Raw genomic sequence first — 17,879 nt, forward strand, 5'->3', positions numbered from 1 at the left:
ACCCAACATTTCCCTTTATTCAACCATCTTTTGTTGGGTCAAACGACCCAACCTGCACAGAGAGTTATTATTGTCAATAAATGATCTTTTATTGTAAAATAAGATCAATTCAATCACAAAAAGAATATTCTATGTTTGATGCCATTTACCAAGCCGCCAAAAATAACAAAACTTCCGAATTGAAAGATCAATTCCTTAACTACATAAATTCAAAACCGCCCTTTCTGACCCCCGCAGGTCAACACGCATTGGAGGGAAATGATAAAGCCGTTGAACTCTTAAGACGTTACGGCGCCTGCCCGAACAGTATTGCCATGGGATATGCAATTGCTGGCAATCACGCCAAAGTTGAGGAATATCGAGCCCCTCCGCATAACGCTGACAAAGATTTAATCGCACATGGTTATGCTTTCGTCGGAAACGAAGAAAAAGTGGCGTGGTACCGAGACAAACTTAAAGCAGACATAGCATTTATTGCTGCAGGTTATGCCCTTGCCGGCAATGATAGCAAAGCGGATGAGTATTTTAAGCAGGATAAAGACCTGGCCCATTTTATTGCCGCGGCTTATGTCAGTGTTGGAAGCGACAAGAAAATGAAAGTGTATCGCGATATACATAAAGCTGATCCATCGTATATTGCTCTGGCCTATGCAACGCATAATAACCATAAAAAAGTTGAAAAATACCGAGAAAAATACAAGGCAGATGTAAATGAAATAGTTATTGGTTATGCGCTGGCTGCCAATTATGACAAAGTTGAGGAATATCGCACTAAATACAAAGCGGATGTAAACGCTATTGCCTTTGGTTATGCTTTGACGCAAAACCATGACAAAGTTGAAGAGTATTATAGCAAGCATCATGCCTGTGTAAGAAAGATTGCCAGAGCGTATTCTCCTGGTGACATGCCTGTGTTTTACAAGGCGGTTTACTATTTGGATAAAAAGAAAAATAACACAGCCAATGAACTGATTGGAGTATTAATTCGTTTGAAAAATGGCCAAAATAGCCATAATCCTTACTGGATGAACAGTAAACAGAAGCTCGATCGTCTGGTCAAAGCGATTAATAAGTTAGAGAAAGACGCGCCTCTCTCAACTCTGGTGCAAGATAAAAACTCTGAACTTCACAAGGCGCTTAATTACCAGCGGATTACCCCGGGATGGTTCAGCAATGCCCGTTCGCTGGAGAAGGTGATTAATGCAGCAAAAGCGCCAGAGGCCGTATCTCGACGTGGAGGAAAACCTTGAGTAAAGGAATAAATTTCCACATTTCACTACATCGTTCGGGCTGAGGAAGCGCTTTAGCGCTGTCTCGAAGCCTTTGTACAGTGCCAAGCCTTCGAGGTAAATGCTCTGCATTTTCCTCACTGCCATTAAGTTAAGAAAATATGTCATCCCCGCGAAGGCGGGGATCTATCCATCAAACAAGGTAAGGAGCCAACTTGAGAAATGGATTCCCGCCTTCGCGGGAATGACAGTATCATTAACTTAATAGCAATGCGCATTTTCCTCAGGCCGAACGGATATGTCAAACGACCCAACCGCATTTACATTTTTATTCCGGGTTGTAATCCTAATGCTGCGGGTAAGCGATCGGCCATGGCGGTGCCAATATTTTTGCTTACGCGCTCGAATACGCTTTCTTTATAGGTATAGTCAACAACCTGATCAATTTTTATAATATCGCGCGCTACCTGACCGCTGCTGGCGAAGCCGTCAATTAAACCGCGTGTTTTCGCTTCCATACCGGTCCAGAACAAACCGGAAAAAGTCAGGTTATCGATTTGTAAACGATCGCCGCGGCCTTGTTTGACTTTGGCAATAAATTGCTGATGTACTTCATCCAGCATAGTTTGCAAATATTGCTCCTGTTCAGGTACAACAGGTGAAAACGGATCAAGAAAGCCTTTATTCGCGCCAGCTGTTCTTAAACGGCGGGTAACACCGAGTTTCTGTATCGCATCGACAAAACCAAAACCATTAAACAAAACGCCAATTGAACCAACCATACTGACTTCATTGGCATAAATCTGATCAGCCGCCGCGGCAACATAATAAGCGGCCGAAGCACACATATCCACACATACCGCATAGACTTTAACGCCAGGATACATTGCCTGGTAACGTTTCAGCGAATTATACATATAATCCGCCTGCACCGGGCTGCCGCCGGGGCTGTTAATACGCAAGACTAATGCTTTCAGGCCGGAATTCTTATAAGCAGCATCCAGACCCTTGGTAAAATTCTCAGCGTTGGCATCTGAAGTATCAAAAATCTCGCCGTTAATATCAATCAGGCCGACATGCGGTTTGGTTTTCCAGCCCTTGCTGTCCTCTGAAAAACCAAATCCCTGAAAAAATATCCATACCGCCAGCAATAAAACCAAAATTCTTGTAATCCACCGCCAGCGCCTCTTGCGGCGCTGTTCGCGCATAAACTCAATAACAATCTGATTTAACAATGTCTGCGAATCTGGCGTATTATTAGGAGATGAGTTAGAAATATTAATCATGCTAGCTACTTGATTTTATTAAATGTAACCTCATTTTACGGTAGGTAGCCAATAATTTAAACCTATTTTCCCAAGAGGTGCCCTGATGCGTATGGACAAGCTTACTTCCAAATTTCAAATGGCGTTAGCTGATGCTCAATCACTGGCGTTAGGCAAGGACAATAATTTCATTGAGCCTGAACATGTCATGAAAGCCCTGCTTGATCAACAAGGCGGCAGCGCCCGGCCCTTGCTCACTAAAGCAGGAGCCAATTTATCACAATTACGCAATCAGCTTGACCAGGCAATCGCTGCCTTCCCCAACGTATCAGGAACCGGCGGCGATGTTCATATTTCAAGCGCTCTGAATCGGCTGTTAAATTTAACCGACAAGCTGGCGCAACAAAAAAAAGATGCTTACATCTCCAGTGAATTGTTTATTCTCGCTGCGATCAGTGAAGAAAGTCAGCTAGCCCGTATCCTGAAACAGTCAGGCGCCACCCAACAAACAATTGAACGCGCAATTAATGAAGTCAGAGGCGGCGAAACAATCAATGATCCCAATGCAGAAGAACAAAGGCAGGCATTGGAAAAATATACGCTGGATCTCACCGAACGTGCCGAGCAAGGCAAACTTGATCCGGTAATTGGCCGTGATGATGAAATCCGGCGCACTATTCAGGTATTGCAGCGCCGAACCAAAAATAATCCCGTGTTAATCGGCGAACCGGGGGTAGGTAAAACCGCTATTGTCGAAGGGTTGGCGCAACGGATTATTAATGGCGAAGTTCCCGAAGGATTAAAAAACAAACGCCTGTTGTCGCTTGATATGGGGGCGTTAATTGCCGGTGCGAAATTCCGCGGTGAGTTTGAGGAAAGGCTTAAAGCTGTGTTAAATGATCTCGCTAAACAGGAAGGCCAGATTATCCTGTTTATTGATGAATTGCATACCATGGTTGGCGCCGGTAAGGCCGAAGGCGCCATGGATGCGGGTAATATGCTCAAACCTGCCCTCGCCCGCGGCGAATTACACTGCATAGGCGCGACTACTCTGGATGAATATCGCCAATACATCGAGAAAGACGCAGCGCTTGAACGCCGTTTCCAGAAAGTACTGGTGGACGAACCAAATGTAGAAGATACCATTGCGATTTTGCGTGGCTTAAAAGAACGTTATGAAGTTCACCATGGCGTTGAAATCACTGATCCGGCCATTGTTGCTGCAGCCACGCTATCACATCGTTATATCAGCGATCGCCAGCTGCCGGATAAAGCCATTGATTTAATTGACGAAGCAGCCAGCCAAATCCGAATGGAAATAGACTCTAAACCGGAGGCGCTTGACAAGCTGGAACGCCGCCTGATCCAATTCAAGATTGAGCGTGAGGCGCTTAAAAAGGAACCCGATGAAGCCTCGAAAAAGCGATTACATGATTTGGAAGGCAGTATCAGCGAACTGGAGAAAACGTATGCTGATCTCGAAGAAATCTGGAAAGCTGAAAAAGCGACCCTGCAAGGGGCGACTCAAATCAAAGAATCGCTTGAGCAGGCCAAAAACGAGCTGGAAACAGCCCGCCGCGCCGGCGATTTGACTCGCATGTCTGAACTGCAGTATGGCCGTATACCAGAACTGGAAAAACAGCTTGCCCGGGTTAACGAAGTTGAAAGCGCTGAAACCACGCTGGTGCGTAACAAGGTAACTGAAGAGGAAATTGCCGAGGTTGTTTCCAAATGGACAGGCATACCGGTTGCCAAAATGCTGGAAGGCGAGCGCGAAAAACTGCTGCACATGGAAGAAGAACTGCATAAACGCCTGATAGGCCAAAACGAAGCGGTCGATGCGGTTGCCAATGCAATTCGCCGTTCACGCGCCGGTTTGTCCGATCCTAACCGCCCTGTCGGCTCATTCCTGTTTTTAGGCCCGACCGGCGTTGGTAAAACCGAATTATGCAAGGCGCTGGCGATTTTCCTGTTTGATACGCCGGAAGCAATGGTACGCATTGATATGTCTGAATTTATGGAAAAACACTCTGTTGCCCGCTTGATTGGCGCTCCACCCGGTTATGTCGGTTACGAGGAAGGCGGGTATTTAACTGAAGCGGTACGGCGTAAGCCCTATTCTGTGATTCTGCTTGATGAAATTGAAAAAGCGCACCCTGACGTCTTTAATATTTTATTGCAGGTAATGGACGATGGCCGATTAACCGACGGCCAGGGCCGTACTGTCGATTTCCGTAATACAGTAATTGTCATGACCTCGAATCTGGGTTCGCATTTAATTCAGGATATGGCCTCCAAACTTAATTATGAGCAAATCAAGGAAGCCGTTATGGGCGTAGTCAGCCAGCATTTCCGGCCTGAATTCATTAACCGCATTGATGACGCAATTGTTTTTCATCCGCTTACCAAAGAGCAGATTGCAACCATTGCCGCCATCCAGATTGGAAGTCTGCAACAACGGCTGGCAACTCAGGATATCAAATTGCAGGTTGACGCAGAATCCCTGGCTCATCTCGCTGCCGCCGGTTTTGATCCGGTTTACGGAGCAAGGCCGCTGAAACGAACCATTCAGCAAAAACTGGAAAACCCATTAGCCCAGGCTTTGCTGACTGGAGAGTTTAAGCCAGGAGAGACCATTAAAGTAACCTGGGAAGAGGATAAATTAAAGTTTACGGCAGACAAATCCTGATTGATGCAATTTTAGTGCAGCGCAATGCTGCACTAAAGTTTTACCCGAACATATATGTATTCGTATTGCACTAACCAGCAAGGCCAGCGTCCTCAAGGCAGCGCACATCCACCTTTGCACAGGACAACCACTCCTGTTATAGAATTATTAAGAAAATTATATTAGCCTATTAAGCACACTCAATAGCGATTTGTTAACAAGACTTAAGGATAAAAGGATGCAAAGGAATAGCAAAGTTACAATGCTGCAAAGGATAGGGGCAGGTTTACTATTCTGCCTGACAGCAATGGCGGCGCAGGCGGGCATACCACTGTGGACAATAGTGCCGGCATTAGGGAGTAACCCGACCCAGATTATACCAGCTAATGGCACAGGCAGCGTACAATATGTGGTGCAAAACCAGTCTCAAAAGCCTAAGCAATTAGTGATAACGCCGATACCCGGCATTGCCCAAACAGCGCCATGCCATCTGAGCCCTAAAGGCCAGGCAGGCAGCAGTTGCAACTTAACGCTTGCCATTACGGGCAGCGCCTTGCCTCCCGGCGGCATCCATGGCGGTCCGGTATTATGTCAAGCCAATGCAGACGGCAGCCCAAACTCAGACCAATGTTATCGGCCAAGCCAGGCCAATAGCCTCAACATTACGCTGATTACCGCCCCAAACGTTGCGACTATTACAGTGACAGGCTCGCCATTACTATTATTCCCTGCGTATCCAAATCTCTCCGGTATCACCCGGACAATAACCGTAACCAATCAATCAACCGACGTAACCGCGATGAACGTCACGGCCACGCTTCCGGCTGACTGGGCGGATGTGACGCAAGATGCGTCTAATTGTACTACGATTGCCCCCGGGGCAAGCTGCGTGCTAGCCTTTACCCCCGGCACTTCGGTGCATGAAGCGACCCTGGTACCGGTTGCAGGAAGCAATACCAACACCCTTAACCCAAGCCTTGCCGTGCGCTACCCATGGGTAACTAATGAGCGTGTGTATGCCATTCTGCCAGACCTTGCCAATAATGTCATTTATCTGGGGGGCGATTTTAGTTATGTTGGACCGAACACCGGGTATGGCGTTCCAATCGATAGCGGCAGCGCGCAGCCGTTGGCCGCTTTCCCCCGCGTAAATGGTAGTGTTTATGCGGTTATTTCCGACGGCAATGATGGCTGGTACATCGGTGGAACGTTTACTCAAGTGGGCGGCATCACGCGCAACCGGATAGCCCATATTTTATCTGATTATAGCGTGGACACCACGTTTGACCCTAATGCCAATAACAGCGTGTACGCTTTGGCGCTAAGCGGCAGCACTGTGTATGCCGGCGGCTTATTCACCACCATTGGCGGCCAGGCCCGTAGAGGCATTGCCGCCCTGAATGCCAGCGATGGGCTCGCGACCTCCTGGAATCCCAATGCTAATAGCTTCGTGTACGCCTTGGCGCTAAGCGGCAGCACGGTATATGCGGGCGGCGACTTCACCGCCATCGGTAATCAGATTACACAAGGTTTTGCTGTCTTAGCCCAATAAAATGGAGCCGGAGCGCTGAAAGAAACGCCCCGGCAAGGCCCTGCGTCCTCAAGGCGGCGGACATCCACCTTTGCACAGGACATCCACTCCTACTATAGAATTATTAAGGAAATTATATTAGCCTATTAAGCATACGCGTAGGTTGGGTCGTTCCGACCCAACATTACCAATTTTAGTGCAGCGCAATGCTGCACTAAAGTGTTACCCGCACATATATATTTTCGTATTGCACTAACCAATGAGACAGACTTTCTGCATGTAGAGGCTTTAAAAAAATACTATCTCGCTTACGATTTAATCTGACCTATTGCATGATTTTTAGCTTACAAATCAATAAGATTTAATACACGCTCTGGGATTGTGATATTAATGGGTTTTTATTATTGGTAAATAATCGAAATAAAATGATACACTATGAACATATTAATCAAATAAAACACAATTATCATGAAGTTACCTTTAAAAGAACCCTTAACTGCGCGCTACCTCTATCTAAGTCCTGAGAACACCATCCACATTTTCATGCCCATAGTCAGTGGCTCAACTATTGGCTTGGACAATACTTGCAAGGCGGTTTATGCTTTACAAGTATTTTTTGGCAAAGGCAGCTACTCAAATAAAAAGGAGAGCCTCAAAACGGAGTTATTAGCCTATAAAGAAGCTTTGGAAAGCGATATGAGCCTACCTGGAGCAACCTCGTGTCTGACCACAAAAAAACAAGAAAGGCTGGCTCAAATTGATGGGTATTTAACGGTGCTCGCCGCTGTGGAAAACCATTCGGAACTGAACTGCCTTAATTCAGGATTTCCAAGCTATCCAGAATCGTTAGTAGGCATGATGAAAAACCACGCCACATCAAACCTGTACAGCATGGTTCTGCGCCCCGAAGAGCAAGATGGTTATCTACGTACTGAAGGAGTAAATCCTCTATTTCGTGTGGCACACAAGAGCGTATCACGAAATATAGAGTCCGCCCAGTCGCCATTACAAAAAGCACTCATCAAAGCCTTTACCCCCTTAACCTTTCAGGATTTAAAAGCACAGATAATCAATAAGGTATTGGAACAATTAGAGGCAGACAATCAACCGTTTAAATTTGAAATTTTAATATCCCTTCTAGAAAAAACAGTACAAAAAAAATTGGGTGTCGCCCTTGATTTTAGCAAAACGTCCGAAGGTGTGCCCATCACCCAAGATTATATAAACAATGTCTTGTGTTTTGATAACAACATCAAGTTGGAATACTATATCGGCGCCTTATATGATTTCTGTGCCGAAGATGTATTCACAACAACAATAGTATCGCCCTTTAAATACTTAACCGAGGCAGAACGCTGGTCCATAGCCACCCAATTTTTATTAGGCCTGACCAACATCTATGCCGTGACAAAAGATAAAACGCGCGAGGAGTCGAATTGGGGGGAGGTTCTTGATAAGCAGCCGGAGTTAAGTACGGAACTCGCTCAAATTATGGCTCAAGCGCAACAAGACAATGCAAACATTGAAGAGGTGTGTTTGTTATGGCTAAATAAGAAGGCTCACGAATTCAAATTAAAAACTCCATTCACTACTGAAGACATCAAAACCATCAAACAAGACTTTGCAAAGCGTTACATGCAAATCAAAGACGCACCGCATTTTGATGAGTTTTTTGTATTAGACCCCGAGAAAAAAGGTCCCTTCGTCATGCACCAAGGGTCAATAGGCGTCAGTTTTGCCAGCTTTGTCAGCTTATTGGGTTTAGCGCCCGAATTACTCCAACCTTTAGAAAAAGCGCGTCAAGAAGCACCTCACTTAAATGTAGACATCTCCAATGAAAACACACTGGTGCAAAACGATGTGGAAATCAATACCGCATCCCTCGATAAGGCTGAATTGCAGGCCTTATACGAACGAATAAACAGCCACCAAGACCCAAAACTTAAAGAGCAACTCGCAGCCCAACTCAAAATAGAGCGCCCTGATTTCGAACCGCAAATCAATTCCAGGCAATTCTTACAATTAGTGGCCTACGGCCAACAGAATGAGGCCGAAAATCTACTTAAAAAAGATCGGGAGCTTGCGCAAGAACTTCTCATAGCTTATGACATCCCCTTCACCGATTATTCCGGCCGCACCTTTACCTGCAGTGCCTACGAGTATACCTGGTGGGCCAAAGACTCGCATATGCGCTTTATGCTGGAGCGCTACATGAATGATGACACTAAAAAAACGCTCTTAAAGCGCGTGCAATATATTGAAGAGCTTATAGATTCAGACACTTTTTTTAAACGACCCAGAGGACTTGTCTATACTCAACAGGCGAAAGAATACCGCAGTGCTCATTTTGATTTAACGCCCTTAAAGAATGCATTAAGGACGTATATTGAAGCCTACGAGCAAAGCCCTAAGCGCACGAAAGAGGATTGGGAGGCACTCGATGCAGTCTGGATACAGGTAAACTTACCACAACGAGAAGTGCCCGCTCATATTGCTCAGGAATATTGTCACCCTGCGCGGTCATTTGACGATGTAGCCAAAAACCCTGCCTTATTGGACGCGTCAAATCCTGCCAATCTCGAGCGAACGCTTAAATTTTATAACTGTAATACAGGTTTCTTTCATGAATGGTTTACTCCCCAGCAGGTTCCAGAGGGTTCTGGGTTGGGTTCTTCATTTGCTATAATGCGCGCGACGCGTGCGAGTGGGGCGGGTGGGGATGAATCTTCGTGCTCTCAATTCGCCGCCATTGATTTATCGGCTATAGAAGCTATTGATGAAGTGAGAACAAAAGACCTTAAGCGGTCTTTTAAGCATCTTGCGGAAGTAACAATAGAGGGAAAAGCGGCGGTGTTAGAGTAAGACATTTGCGATATTTGCATTTACGCTTGCATAACCCATCCCCTGACAACATACTCGCAATTTCTGCCCGCAACTATTCTCCACTCAAAACACGGACATACTGCTTTGTAATCTGGCCGTAGGCCTGGCGGGCTTTTCTTGTAACGCCTTCCATTCTTTTATCGCATTACCCTGAGCTACGCCAAATGCCTTGTCAAATTCTCCTCTGCCGCCACAGTCAGCAAATATCGTGTTTTGAGATGCATCCAATGAACTGATGACACACTCCAAAACCTCATAAGCAGCTTTACGGCTCGCAGGGTCAGGTTGATTATTGACATTGATTTCCAACAGAGGTTCCAAAATAGCGTTTAGAGCTTTATTCTTCTGCTCCCAGACTAAAAAATAACAACCTTGCAACGCGTAATAAAAGGCATCATGCATTTTACTCTTGAAACTCTCAAGCTCCTCATTGATATTCTGTTTATTGATTATTTCGGGAAAACAGGTATTAATATAAGCAAGCATCCCACCCATGGGAAAAATTCGAGTAAATTTACCTAGCGCTTCTTTCCTCGGAATTTCTTTCTTTTTGAATTGCTCTTTCAACTCTGTTATCGCGTCATCAATCAATTTTTCCCGCCGGAGCATTTCCTGATAGAATTTTTTGATAAACAGAACAGGTTTGGCCTGTTGAACAGCCGGCATTTTTTCTACAGCAACTTTGGCACGCGAAATAATGTTCTCAAGGTGTTCGACGAGATCTTTACCGTCATCAAGCTTCTCTTCGGCGATGAGAGCATATCTTTTAGGGTCTTTTTTTATATAATTAAGGTAGGCCTCACAACAGGTGAGGAAAGTAAGCATATCCAAATGCTGTTTTATGCCTAATCCCCATTCCCTGGACTGAGCGACTGCAGTGCCTTTCTCATCTAATGACTCAATATGGAACAACTCCTTGATAATTACAAAAAGCTCACTGTTCTCAGGCTTACCGTTTACTGTTCTGAGAGCCGCTTGAAAAAGACTTGGGGCGTAAGGGGCTGGATTTCGGTATTGATTAAAGATCCGCATATACCGATAACAAACAGAGCCGAAAATTATTTGTTTTGCATTGCTTATCTGACCTTCATGCTTTACATCCAAATTCTCAGTAGCATCCTTTTGAATTGCTTTAATATGGTTGATTTCATTCAGGCGTTTATTGTCAGGCAATTCACCTTTCTTCTTTTTGATAGCCAGGTAACTTTTTTCGAGTTCTTCTGTAATAATTTTCGTTAATTCTGTAAAGTCTATTTCATAACAGTTATTGGCATAACGGTAATTTTTCTCAAATTCAGGGGTTAGTTGATACAGATCTTTCGTTAGTATATATACTTTTGCTTGCAAAGAGTTGCCAGGCATAATGTCCTCCTTAACAGGGGCAATCACTTCCTTTTGTATCACTCAAGTGCCCTTTCTTTTTTTATAACAGTCTGTTAAACAATTTGCAACAGGACCGGGGACATTAGCTTTTGTAGTCTGCAAATTGGATCGCAGACTACAAAACATGAGAGCAATATGAATATTATGCAGGCAAAGTAGAAAAATGCAAATCAAGGCGATTGGCTAACTGCTGATGAATATTGTCAAAACCGCGGTTACTCATAATAACAATACCATCACCCGCTTTAGCGTAATCAGCAACGTTTTCTATAATGGCATTGGTATTTGCTAATAACTGATGCGGACATGACCAGTTTTTTGCTAATGAAGCCAAATCAAATTGCTCAGGATTAAGGATAAATGCCATATCGACCTGAGACAGCGCTTTATCCATACTATCGCCATGAACACCTGAGCGCATGGTATATGAAGCAAATTCCAGTACAGCCAGAATCCGTTTATGGCGCTTGCTTTGGGTTAAAGCCTGAATCGTTTTGGTAATCGCAGTGGGATGATGGGCAAAATCATCATACACGGTAATGCCATGGCGTTCTGCTCTCACTTCCAGGCGGCGTTTGACCGGCATAAATGATTCAAGCGCGTGAGCGGCCACCTTGGGGTCAACACCAGCATGAAAACTGGCGGCAATTGCAGCAAGGCCATTTTCAACATTAAACCGGCCTATTAATGACCAATGTACCTCGGCAACCTTTTGACCTTTATGCCAGACCGCAAAAGCGCGGCCGCTTTCTTCCAGCAGCTCAGCCCGCCAGTCGCTATCGCCATCAAAAGCCATTTCTTCCATCCGGGAAAAAACGCCGCGGGCAACAACGGCATTCAACGCTGCGTCATCGCGGGGCTTAAGAACCACGCCTTTACCGGGAACGGTTTTCAGATAATAGTGGAATTGCTGTTGTATTGCCTCAAGATTGGCATAAATATCCGCATGATCAAATTCCAGATTATTAAGAATGGCTATTTCAGGCCGGTAATGCATCAGTTTGGGCCGTTTATCAAAATAGGCGCTGTCATACTCATCCGCTTCAATCACGAACCAATTGCCGCTACCCAAATGCGAGCTGGCATTAAAATTGGGCGCTACGCCGCCAATCAGAAAACCGGGGTTTAGACCCGCCTGATGTAAAATATGCGCTAACATGGAGGTAGTGGTTGTTTTACCGTGCGTACCAGAGACAGCAAGAACTCTGTAGCGGGGTAAAATATTTTCGGCCAGCCATTGCGGCCCTGAAATATAATTTTTACCAGCATCAATCACCGCTTCCAAAACTGGCATGCCGCGTTTGATTGCATTTCCCACAATAACCAGATCCGCTTTTAAAGCAAGCTCAGTATCCTCGTAACCTTCAACCCACTCAATGCCTTTTGACTGGAGCAAGTCGCTTACCGGCGGGTAACAATTAGCATCACAACCGGTTACTTTAAAGCCCGCATCTCTCGCCAGCACCGCCAGGCCGCTCATGAATGTTCCACTAATACCGAGTATGTGTAAATGCATAGGTTTATATCCTGAATAATTTGCACTTTTTTAGCATAATTTTACCGTGAAAAGCAAGATGTGGAAGAATGTGGGAAGGAGCAGGCCGGGTCGTTCTGACCCAGCCATACTTAATTAACCGATAGTATAAGTCACCTGACCAGGAGAACGGGTTTTCTCAACAGGATAATCAGTTTCTGTTGTTTTATCGTCATGCTCGCAGATTGCCAGCTTACCTTCCAGGGTAAATTTCAGTTTGATTTTTTTGGCATCATTTGTATCGGTTTTAAAGTTCATTTTACCGAACATCAGAGCGCCATCTGGGGTATTTTCAACAACATAAACACGCTCTGAATGGGCAGGAATTGTCTGGTCATTATTAGGGTTAATTACAGCGCCGTTGCTTAAAGTAATCTTTTGGCTGGTAATCGCATGCGGCAGGTTATTTCTGATTTTTATTTGAAAGCCGTTGCATAAAGTAGATGCATGAGATACACCAACAGATAACAAAGAAGCAAAGCAAATTAATTTTAATTTATTCATGATAAACCTCATTATTTTTATTAAGTAAATCTCTACTTTTTCTCACCACCAATAGTGACATTATGAGATTATTATTTAGTGACTATTATGTCAATATTTTTGATACATTATTTTGACATAAGTAGAATAAAGTGAGCATAGTAGTTCGCTGGAGGTTTGTTTTTAATCTTATTCGTAACTCCCCACGTCATCCCGAGCGCAGCGAGGGATCTCCCTGCAGCGGCACATACTAAAATATTGAAAAAAACACTCGAAAGATTATGCGGTGGATCGACTGGTGTATTTTGAAGTTTGTTCGGGTATCGTCGTGGCTATTGAGCGAGAAAAGCAAATCAAAGGCTGGTCACGAAAAAAGAAGCAGGATCTGATTAATTCATTAAATCCTGAGTGGGACGATTTATATCGATCGTTATGTTAGAGATTGTGCCACTGCAGGGAGATCCCTCGCTGCGCTCGGGATGACGTGGGGAGTTACTCTTATTCAGCGTATGTTTATTGAGTGTTGGGCTTTATAGCCAACACCCCATTTTTTAATTAAGATAGGAAACCGCAAGAACATTAAAAGCGAGTAGCCCGAAACTGATAAGAATTGAGGTTAACCAATCAATTTCTATCGCGGCTTTAAAGATATAAGCCGTTGCCAGAAACTGCCATGCGCTAAGCGCCATGGTAACCAGCAGATACAAAATTGCCAATAATAACATTACCATCTGCTCCAGGTTTGATTTCAGCAAAAAAGGCGCAGTCAGCATCAGCGGAAACGCTAACAGATGAATAATCCAGCTGCAAGCAATCAAGGTAGTAAAAGTCTGCAAAAATCGACTGGTTTTATTATGTAATCTAAGCACCAGCCAAACATACAAACCATATGAACCCAGTAAAATTAATCCAGCGAAAAAAAGCATTGCCAATGGCGCAGCTATTGGTTTAGGCGCATAGGTCCACTGGAACACAAGCGTTAGCCAATATACGATTAGGAATAATCCCAATAAAAAAGCAGAGTAAGGCGTATTAGCCGGCGATTCTTTAAACAGGGCAACCAGCCAATAACGCTTGAGCAGTTCTTTCATACATCACCCTATACCTTTTTCTTTTTGATAATACTTACCTGCTGCACCACCGGCTGCTTCCATGGCCCGGAAACTTTATAGGTATAACCGCTGATTTTCTGCATTCCCTTACTGATGATTTTACTGGCAACCCAGGTTGCAATACCGGCAATCGGACCGCCGGCAATGGTCGCGACTACGGGCAAACTCGCAGTGATATGCGGAGAAATCCTCAAATCGAGGTTATATAATTGCCGCGCGATATCCAAATCGCCAGCCATGCTGGCATAAGCAATCGGGCCATCAATATAGCTGTCGGTTGTTGTCATCAGTCCTTTTTTTATTTTAAAAGACCCGGTAAAAATATCAAAACTATATCCGTCATTGGACAGATCACTGAAATCAAGTTTCAACCGTCTTGGAATTGTTTGCAAGCTCAAAATACTTAAGAGTTTGCCAAGCCCCAGTTTTTCCTCTGTCTCAGCGCTTAAATTGGTAATTCTGCCATTTTTTAATGTGATTGCCAGTTGGCCGGAAACATCCGACAGTGAAAAATCCTGATATGCGCCGGGCCACTTTCCTTCAAAGCTTATCAGTCCTTTTTTCGCTTCAACCGCAGGACTTATTTGCAGACGGTGCAGAATTCCCGCCAGATTCATCACTTTAAGATTGGCATTAATTTCAGTCTGGTTAATCGTATCATTTTGAGTCCAGGAGCCGATGGCGCTTAACGAATAATCCGGGGTTGTCATCTGACAACTGTCCAGTTTCCAGCTATCATTGACTACCGTCGCCTTGATTGCGAGCTCACCCAAATCCATTGTATTGTATTTAAAGTCACTGATAATCAGATCAAGGTTAGGCATATCTTTGACTTTCAAATCTGAAAGTTGTTTGTTGTTGGGATTGTCTGGCGCTTTCTGCCAGTATAAACGCCGCAATTGCCCCCCTAGCTGGTTATCCTCAAGACGATAATTTAATTTACCGGCAATTTTCTCCTGATTCACTTCAACCGACCATTCACCAGATTTTATCTTGGCGGCACGCAAAGCGGCATTATCAAATTCCTGACCCGCAATTAACGCTTTTTTGATAGAAATATCAATAGAATCAAGATGCGTGCTTAATGAGTTATTGTTGGTGACCGGCGGTAATTTTGCCAGCGCTGAGCGCCATTGCTCCCAATCAAATACCGGCACAACTCCGATCACGCGCACCCCTTGTTGAACCGAGCCTGATGCTGATACATTGCCTAGCCGAATAATACCTTTTTGCAGGCTAAAATCGCTCTTGCTGCCTGAAAACCATAAATCACTGCTTATACGCCTGTCATAATCCGACCTCAGATGAACGGCTTTCTCCGGATTAAAATCAACATCAATCGTCAACGGGGTTTTATCCTGGGCTTTTTTACCTAACGGTTCCGGCAAGTTAATCGCAACACCCTGCAAGGTCGTTTTGATCTGCAAATGATCCAGATCGGTCCGGTTATCGGTTAAAATCAGCAGGCTGTCTAACGCCAGCTCCCCCTCCATTAGTGAAAAAACAGCCAGCTTTAATTTGTCGCGTAAGACATCAATGGTGGTTTTTGCTTTAATTTGAACCCGGGTATACGGGCTCGGTTTGCGGAATGATTTGATTAACAGGCTGACCGGATAATCCATAATTTCCGCTTTCAATGTACTGTCTAACACACCTTCCTGATCAAATTGCAAAGAACCGTTCACCGCCTTTAACTGGACATCATTTAATGATTGTTTAACCAGAATAGCATTATTATCAAATTCGACATCCCCTAATGCCAGAACATCATCATTTTCCGGATAAAGAGGAACTTCAAGCTGCAAATCAAGATTAACCGGCCCGGTCAACTCAAGCATTTTCAGAGTAGAGAGTTTTTGTTTTAATGGCGTTGTAAACACATAAGCCAATGCCCGGGCTGAATCCAGTTGTGAGCGACTATGAATCAGCAGCGTTTCGCGATCGAGCCCTACGTCATCAATACGCAGATTGGCGTTATTAATAATATTACCCTGCAGATTGCCATGAACGACATTGACATCCAGATTACGTTTGTCAAACTGGAGATAAGCTTCTAAATCGGTTGCTAACGGCCAATGCGGCGCAAAAACCAGATCAACGCCCTGCGTATACCCTTTTATCCAAAACTCCCCGGGCTGTTTATCAAACGGAAAATCGGCCGCCTGACCATTGATTGCAACTTCGGCAACCAGGCTTTCAATTTCCTTGATATCATTTTTAAGCCAATCTTCAAGTTTTTTCTTCAGATACTCCCCAGGCAGATATTGCAACCAGTGCTGTGCATGTTTTGCAGATAATTGTGCTGATAAATTAATTTGTCCTGCTGAATCAGCCGTTACATCGTCAATTGCTCCAGTTGCGCTCAGCACCAGATCGGGATGTTCTATCACCATGCGCTCCATCGTGACGCGCGTACCACGACTAAGCTCTTTCCATTCCAGAGCGCCATTAAGCGTCTTCAGTGTAACCGCAGGCAACCATTTAGGTTTAATAACCAACTGTTCACTATCAAACTCAACCTGCCCTTCGGCCGGCTGCCAGTTCAATACGCCGGACAGATTTTTAACCGCAGGAATAGTATCTTGCTGCCGCCAGCTTAAACCGGAAAAATGAGTCAATAAATATTCCGGACTACCGTTCACCAGATCAAGCCGGGTATCGATTAATTCGCCTCTGGGCGATGAGGCAAGAACAGGTTTCACTGTATCTGGCCAGCGCGAAACCAGATTCACCAAGGAACGGATAAGCAAATGCTTTGCATACAGCGACAAAGTATCATTTGCTTTCTTATAGCTGACCATAAACTGGTTTTCGGGCCATTCAATACCATCGGCTTTCATGCTGATCCTGTCGCCGCTCAGCTTCCAGCCATCAGCATCAGGCTGCCAGGCCAGATTAGCCTTTAACCATTCCAAATCATGTGTTACTTGTGTTTTTTTGTCATACCAGGCTATTTCACTGGCTGAAACCCGGCTCTGAAAATTTTTAATTTTATTGGCGGTAACATCAAACCATGCCTGAATATCAGCCGTCCCGCCATCAACCTTGAAATCACTGGCGGGCAGAAATTTTTGCCACTGGGCTAACTGCACATGAGTGGCTTCGAAAAAAATCTCGCCGGCTAACTGCACAGGCGATCCGGATTTAATTGCCATCTGTGCCTGCACCACAACCCGGGTTTCATCCGGCTGCGCAAAATAAGCCTTGCCTTTAATGCGGTAATTGCCGCCATGGTTAGCAATTTTCAGGTTTAACTTGCGTAAGGGAATGATAGTACCATCCTGCAAATGAATTTCAGTGGTAAAGTTTTTTATGATAATTTTCTGTTGTGCCAGCAACCAGCCGAGCAAGGCGGTATAAGCGCTGTTACCCAGTTTCACTGCCGGGTTGCTTGCAACCGATAAACCATCGATCTGCCATTGTTGATCATGCTGTCTGAGCGTTAATTTCAAATCGTCAATGTATAAAACACCGGGCTGGATCTGCCAGTGCCATAATGAACCTAAAAGATTGATTCCTACCAGCAGTTTTTTAAGCTGAATAATATCCTGGCCGCCATTCGCTACTGACACCTGTTTTAATTTAATAACCGGTTCAAACCAGTACCAGCCAGTTTCCATACTCTGAATACTGACAGGTTGTCCGATAAGCGTGGTCAGATGCCGCTCTACTTCCGATTTATACTGTTTTGCCCAAGGCGTCAAAGCCCGAAATATGCTGGAGACGACTGCAGCAGTAATAATCACTATCGCCAGACCAAACCAGCACCGTTTTAGAATTTTGCTCACTGT

At 44.7% G+C, this 17,879-nt stretch carries 11 protein-coding genes; 5 read left to right on the top strand and 6 right to left on the bottom strand.

All coding sequences use genetic code 11. From position 1 onward, the window contains the following. Positions 1 to 131 precede the first annotated feature (131 nt). Entirely contained in the window at positions 132 to 1,250 is a 1,119-nt protein-coding gene (locus tag ACFORL_RS02125) for a hypothetical protein (RefSeq protein ID WP_382340627.1), read from the top strand. A gap of 299 nt (positions 1,251 to 1,549) precedes the next feature. On the opposite strand, the gene ACFORL_RS02130 is transcribed toward ACFORL_RS02125, so the two are convergent. Continuing rightward, complete coding sequence (locus ACFORL_RS02130; RefSeq protein ID WP_382340629.1) at positions 1,550 to 2,515, bottom strand: S49 family peptidase; 966 nt, start codon at positions 2,513 to 2,515, stop codon at positions 1,550 to 1,552. An 85-nt stretch (positions 2,516 to 2,600) separates the two neighbouring features. Between ACFORL_RS02130 and clpB the strand changes: the two genes are divergently transcribed. The 3 genes from clpB to ACFORL_RS02145 all read left to right on the top strand — a co-directional run bounded on the left by clpB (position 2,601) and on the right by ACFORL_RS02145 (position 9,555). Continuing rightward, positions 2,601 to 5,183 carry an ATP-dependent chaperone ClpB gene (gene clpB / locus ACFORL_RS02135; protein ID WP_382340631.1) on the top strand — a complete coding sequence of 861 codons (2,583 nt, stop codon included), beginning with the start codon at positions 2,601 to 2,603 and terminating at the stop codon, positions 5,181 to 5,183. A gap of 217 nt (positions 5,184 to 5,400) precedes the next feature. After that, entirely contained in the window at positions 5,401 to 6,714 is a 1,314-nt protein-coding gene (locus ACFORL_RS02140) for a delta-60 repeat domain-containing protein (protein WP_382340632.1), read from the top strand. A gap of 447 nt (positions 6,715 to 7,161) precedes the next feature. Beyond that, positions 7,162 to 9,555: a SidC gene (locus ACFORL_RS02145; RefSeq protein ID WP_382340634.1), complete on the top strand. Its 2,394-nt coding sequence runs from the start codon at positions 7,162 to 7,164 to the stop codon at positions 9,553 to 9,555. Between the two features lie 84 nt (positions 9,556 to 9,639). Here ACFORL_RS02145 and ACFORL_RS02150 read toward each other — a convergent pair whose 3' ends face one another. The 3 genes from ACFORL_RS02150 to ACFORL_RS02160 all read right to left on the bottom strand — a co-directional run bounded on the left by ACFORL_RS02150 (position 9,640) and on the right by ACFORL_RS02160 (position 12,997). Beyond that, on the bottom strand, positions 9,640 to 10,938 hold the full coding sequence (locus ACFORL_RS02150; protein ID WP_382340636.1) for a hypothetical protein: 1,299 nt from the start codon (positions 10,936 to 10,938) through the stop codon (positions 9,640 to 9,642). Between the two features lie 163 nt (positions 10,939 to 11,101). Next, positions 11,102 to 12,475 carry a UDP-N-acetylmuramate:L-alanyl-gamma-D-glutamyl-meso-diaminopimelate ligase gene (gene mpl, locus ACFORL_RS02155; protein WP_382340638.1) on the bottom strand — a complete coding sequence of 458 codons (1,374 nt, stop codon included), beginning with the start codon at positions 12,473 to 12,475 and terminating at the stop codon, positions 11,102 to 11,104. A 114-nt stretch (positions 12,476 to 12,589) separates the two neighbouring features. Continuing rightward, entirely contained in the window at positions 12,590 to 12,997 is a 408-nt protein-coding gene (locus ACFORL_RS02160) for a hypothetical protein (protein WP_382340639.1), read from the bottom strand. A gap of 265 nt (positions 12,998 to 13,262) precedes the next feature. Here ACFORL_RS02160 and ACFORL_RS02165 point away from each other — a divergent pair, with 265 nt between their 5' ends. Then, positions 13,263 to 13,415: a hypothetical protein gene (locus tag ACFORL_RS02165; RefSeq protein WP_382340641.1), complete on the top strand. Its 153-nt coding sequence runs from the start codon at positions 13,263 to 13,265 to the stop codon at positions 13,413 to 13,415. Between the two features lie 112 nt (positions 13,416 to 13,527). Here the strand turns inward: ACFORL_RS02165 and ACFORL_RS02170 are convergent, their stop codons facing one another. Both ACFORL_RS02170 and ACFORL_RS02175 read right to left on the bottom strand, forming a co-directional pair. Next, complete coding sequence (locus ACFORL_RS02170) at positions 13,528 to 14,067, bottom strand: hypothetical protein (protein ID WP_382340642.1); 540 nt, start codon at positions 14,065 to 14,067, stop codon at positions 13,528 to 13,530. 8 nt (positions 14,068 to 14,075) lie between these two features. Next, positions 14,076 to 17,876 carry a YhdP family protein gene (locus ACFORL_RS02175; RefSeq protein WP_382340644.1) on the bottom strand — a complete coding sequence of 1,267 codons (3,801 nt, stop codon included), beginning with the start codon at positions 17,874 to 17,876 and terminating at the stop codon, positions 14,076 to 14,078. Between the last annotated feature and the right edge of the window lie 3 nt (positions 17,877 to 17,879).

It is taken from the genome of Legionella dresdenensis, assembly GCF_042649825.1.
Classification (GTDB): Bacteria; Pseudomonadota; Gammaproteobacteria; order Legionellales; family Legionellaceae; genus Legionella_C; species Legionella_C dresdenensis.

Bases quoted from the DNA above. Each gene is read 5' to 3' on its own strand.
- clpB (WP_382340631.1), top strand. From the start codon at position 2,601: ATGCGTATGGACAAGCTTACTTCCAAATTTCAAATGGCGTTAGCTGAT.
- mpl (WP_382340638.1), bottom strand. From the start codon at position 12,475: ATGCATTTACACATACTCGGTATTAGTGGAACATTCATGAGCGGCCTG.
- ACFORL_RS02150 (WP_382340636.1), bottom strand. From the start codon at position 10,938: ATGCCTGGCAACTCTTTGCAAGCAAAAGTATATATACTAACGAAAGAT.
- ACFORL_RS02125 (WP_382340627.1), top strand. From the start codon at position 132: ATGTTTGATGCCATTTACCAAGCCGCCAAAAATAACAAAACTTCCGAA.
- ACFORL_RS02145 (WP_382340634.1), top strand. From the start codon at position 7,162: ATGAAGTTACCTTTAAAAGAACCCTTAACTGCGCGCTACCTCTATCTA.
- ACFORL_RS02130 (WP_382340629.1), bottom strand. From the start codon at position 2,515: ATGATTAATATTTCTAACTCATCTCCTAATAATACGCCAGATTCGCAG.
- ACFORL_RS02140 (WP_382340632.1), top strand. From the start codon at position 5,401: ATGCAAAGGAATAGCAAAGTTACAATGCTGCAAAGGATAGGGGCAGGT.
- ACFORL_RS02160 (WP_382340639.1), bottom strand. From the start codon at position 12,997: ATGAATAAATTAAAATTAATTTGCTTTGCTTCTTTGTTATCTGTTGGT.
- ACFORL_RS02170 (WP_382340642.1), bottom strand. From the start codon at position 14,067: ATGAAAGAACTGCTCAAGCGTTATTGGCTGGTTGCCCTGTTTAAAGAA.